Annotated in this window: 4 protein-coding genes and 1 pseudogene; 1 reads left to right on the top strand and 4 read right to left on the bottom strand. The window is 66.2% G+C overall.

What is annotated here, in order from left to right:
• The first annotated feature begins 463 nt into the window (after nucleotides 1-463).
• Nucleotides 464-982 carry a hypothetical protein gene (locus x551_RS19975; RefSeq protein WP_152543608.1) on the top strand — a complete coding sequence of 173 codons (519 nt, stop codon included), beginning with the start codon at nucleotides 464-466 and terminating at the stop codon, nucleotides 980-982.
• A gap of 119 nt (nucleotides 983-1,101) precedes the next feature.
• Here the strand turns inward: x551_RS19975 and x551_RS19970 are convergent, their stop codons facing one another.
• From x551_RS19970 to x551_RS19955, 4 genes and pseudogenes are all read right to left on the bottom strand, one after another.
• A complete protein-coding gene (locus x551_RS19970) occupies nucleotides 1,102-1,833 on the bottom strand; it encodes a hypothetical protein (RefSeq protein ID WP_036235701.1) in 732 nt (243 codons plus the stop codon).
• 2 nt (nucleotides 1,834-1,835) lie between these two features.
• Complete coding sequence (locus x551_RS19965; RefSeq protein WP_011830179.1) at nucleotides 1,836-2,330, bottom strand: hypothetical protein; 495 nt, start codon at nucleotides 2,328-2,330, stop codon at nucleotides 1,836-1,838.
• 12 nt (nucleotides 2,331-2,342) lie between these two features.
• Entirely contained in the window at nucleotides 2,343-2,948 is a 606-nt protein-coding gene (locus x551_RS19960) for a hypothetical protein (protein ID WP_036235699.1), read from the bottom strand.
• Nucleotides 2,945-3,376 (bottom strand): annotated as a pseudogene (locus tag x551_RS19955) (hypothetical protein); the annotation flags it as partial. The gene x551_RS19960 and the pseudogene x551_RS19955, both read right to left, overlap by 4 nt.

The raw sequence follows: 3,376 nt of genomic DNA, 5'->3' as shown, positions 1-3,376 counted from the left end.
CGGCGCGCACATTCATCTGGACAGCCAGCGCCACCGACATCCTGGCCAAGGTCACCCGGGCCAAGGCCGCCTTGGCGACCGTCGCGGCATAAGTACAGAACAGAGTGGCGCACCACACTAGCGAAGTGCGAAGAAGCGTGGATCCAGTCGAAGCCGTCCCTTCGTGTCGATCAAGCCTTCCTTCAGCGATGGCGAAGGCTGCTGCAGGAACGCGAGGAGTACGTTCCATACAAGCCTGATGTCGCTCGCAAGAACATGCTGTCCAAGCTGCTCAGTGATGCCTAACCCTTCCATCGAGGGGACGTCTTGCCAGCCGCTTCGCGCCGAGGTGTGCCGTCAGCACCGAGCGGCGCAAGAGAAGTACGTGTACTTCTTGCTGGCAGCGGTCGGCGCTGCGATCGAGCGTGTCGTTACTCAAACGTTAAGCATCAAGTCCGATTTCTAACAACTACGGAGGTCTGTCGTGTTCGGTCGTCTCGCAATTGCCCTGTCCATTCTTCTCTTGTCTGGCTGTGCATCAGTCGCCCCATCGATCCCTGCAAGTTACTCCGGGCCGCAAGCTCGGCTTGACGACTCAGGATTGGTGCACAGTCGTTCCAAGGCCGACCTGTTTGTCGCCGAGCAACTGGATGGGCAAGACATTGACAACGGAATGAGGCGGACGCATCAAGCCAGCCAAGGCAAAGGCTTTGCTCTAACCACTGTCCAGTTCGGCAGGTCGATCGTTGCAGGCAAGCTTGTCAAGGTGGGCGTAAGAGGAAGGACGATCTTCGCCGCCCCTATCCAGGCCCTGACCAGCACTGTGTACCAGGTCAAGGGCACGGTAGAGTTTGTCCCGGAGCCCAATGCAACCTACGTCGTTCGAGGTGAATTCAGCGATGAGTATTCGGCAGTGTGGATAGAAGAAACCGCAAGCAAGACGGTTGTCGGGAAGAAGCTAGAAGTCAACGGGTCGGCGAAGCTCGGGTTCCTGGAAAAGTAGTTCGCGTGATCCCTCGCTCGGCCTCATGCGCCACAGAGGTGTCTAAAAGGCCCGGGGCGATTCAGTCCGCGCGCACGGCAAGGGGTCGCTGAACGCTCATCCATGGTTCTCTTCGCCCCTCAGCCCTCGTCCACCAACTCCATCACGAGCTTTCCCCCGAACACCAACCCGCTCGACCCCACCAGCTCCTCGCGCTCCAGCCGCACCAGGCCCACGCCGGGGCAGTACCACTCGCGGGCCACGATGGGCACGTCGCGCCAGCCGCCCACCGAGCTGGAAAAGATGCGGATCTGGCCGTTGCCCTGCACCTGGGTGCAGCCGGTGTAGCGGCGGCCGTCGGCTTCCGCCGCGGTGTCCACCGCGGTGATGCTGAACAGCATGGGCACCGCCGGGTGGCGGTGGCGGGTCTCGCGCGGGAAGTTGGTGTTCTCCAGCAGCAGGTAGGGCGCGGTGTCGGTCTGCCACTGCGTGCCCACGGTGTAGGGCGCCTTCAGCACGTAGCGGCGGGTGGCGTCGGGCTGCGGCTCGGCGTCGAGCTCGCTCTTGCTGGCCACGCGGTAGATGCCGGTGTCGTCGGCACGCAGCCAGTAGTCGGCGCCGCCGTCGCTGTGGCGGTGCCAGGCCGGGCCGGGCTCGGCGGCCTGCTCCACGGTCAGCGTGTCCTTGCCCAGCGTGCGCAACGTGATGATCTCTTCGTCGCGCGTGTTGTCTTCCAGCTCGGTGGTGGTGCGGTAGACCCAGGAGCGGCCGGGCTCCAGCGGGAACAGCTTCACGGCGGCGGGCGGCCCGCCGCAGCCGGCCAGTAGCGTGGCCGCGCACAGCAGGCCGACGGAGAGGGCACGGTGCATCATGCTCATTTCTCCGGCAGCTGCGGCTTGGGCAGGTCGCGGATCTTCACGTTCTGCTCGTCGCGCCCGGGGCGCAGCCAGGCCAGGCCCTTGCGGCCGGCCTTGGGTTCGGCGGTGCCGAGCTGGCTCACGCCCTGGCGGGCCTTCTTCATGCCTTCGTTGAGCAGCGCGTGCAGGTCCTTGGCGTAGGGCAGCTTGTAGGCGCGCGGCTCGAGCGCGGGCTTGCCGTCCTCGATGCGGTTCACCCACACGTACAGCGCGCCGGGGTGCGAGGCGCTGGGTTCGTCGATCACGGCCGCCAGCAGGATGAAGCGCGGTGGCAGCGCCTCGTCGGCCGGCAGGCCCCACACGGCCTGCAGCACCGCGGCGCCGTGGAAGTAGAGCACCGTCACGCCGGCGACCAGCAGGCCTTTCAGCCAGGCGGGCCAGCGGGAGTACAGCAGTGCCAGCGCGGTCAGGGCCAGCAGCGCGGCGTAGGTGATGGCAATGGAGAGTGTCATGGCGGGGCCGGCTCAGATTTGCTGCACCAGGGTCTTGGGCAGGGTGTTGATGTTGTTCACGGTTCCGTCGGGCAGCACGGTGAAGCGCAGCGCGGTGGCTTCGTCGCCCTTGCGCGCGAGCGTGGCGGTGCCGTAGTACACGACCTCGGCGCGCGGGTTCACCTTCACCAGCGACACGGTGGCCTCCACCGGCTCGCCGTTCTTGGTTTCGTAGTACTGGATGTTCACCGTGTACTCGCCGGGCGCAATGCCGCGCAGCGTGACCACTTCCTGGTTCAGCGGGTTCACGATCTGCTTGCCGTTGACCACGATGGTGTCGTTGGCCAGGCCGCGGTCGTCGCGGTCCAGGTGCATCAGCCCGGCCTCGCGGGCGCGGAACCACACCAGGTCGCCGGCCGGGTCCTGCACCCAGGTGTCCAGGTCGTTCGGGTTGTTGTCGGGCCAGCTCACGGTGATGATGAACTCGGCCTTGGCCGGTATGTCGCCGGCCTTCAGCGCCTTCGGGTTCATCGCCAGCAGCGCGATGATGAAACAGAAGACGAAGGCGATCAGCATGTTGAACAACATGTCGTAGAACGGGTCGACCTCGACCTCGCGCGAACGGCGCTTGCGGCTCATGCAGTGGGCTCGGTCGCGGTCTCATCACGCCCGGCGCCGTGGGCCAGGCCGTGGCGCTGGGTGTCGGCCACCAGCGCGTCGGCGTAGCGGTCCAGGCGGGTGAGCTGCAGGCCGAGCAGGATGTTGCCCACCAGGCCCACCATGGTGGTCAGCAGCGCGATGCCCAGGCCGGAGGTCAGGCTCTTCAGCAGCGCCTGCGACTGCGTGGCGTCGAAGCTCTCGGTGTGGCCGATCTGGATCGCCAGGATGGAGAAGCCGATCACCTTGCCCAGCAGCCCGAGCTTGAGCTGGATGCCGTTGACCCACCACGCGGTGGCGTGCGGCCCGTGGGTCTGCTCCATCAGCATGTCGAGCGGCGCGTCGCGTCGGTGGGGCGCTGCGCCAGCGCGGCCCAGTAGGCGGCGGCCCAGCTGTCGCCGTCGCGCCGG

The organism is Methylibium sp. T29, from assembly GCF_000576205.1.
In the GTDB taxonomy this organism is placed as follows: Bacteria; Pseudomonadota; Gammaproteobacteria; order Burkholderiales; family Burkholderiaceae_C; genus Methylibium; species Methylibium petroleiphilum.
The sequence above is the reverse complement of the archived record's forward strand: the minus strand, read 5'-3'. Positions and strand labels throughout refer to the sequence as shown.

Coding starts and splice junctions, on each gene's coding strand:
- x551_RS19960 (WP_036235699.1), bottom strand. CDS start 2,948: ATGAGCCGCAAGCGCCGTTCGCGCGAGGTCGAGGTCGACCCGTTCTAC.
- x551_RS19965 (WP_011830179.1), bottom strand. CDS start 2,330: ATGACACTCTCCATTGCCATCACCTACGCCGCGCTGCTGGCCCTGACC.
- x551_RS19970 (WP_036235701.1), bottom strand. CDS start 1,833: ATGATGCACCGTGCCCTCTCCGTCGGCCTGCTGTGCGCGGCCACGCTA.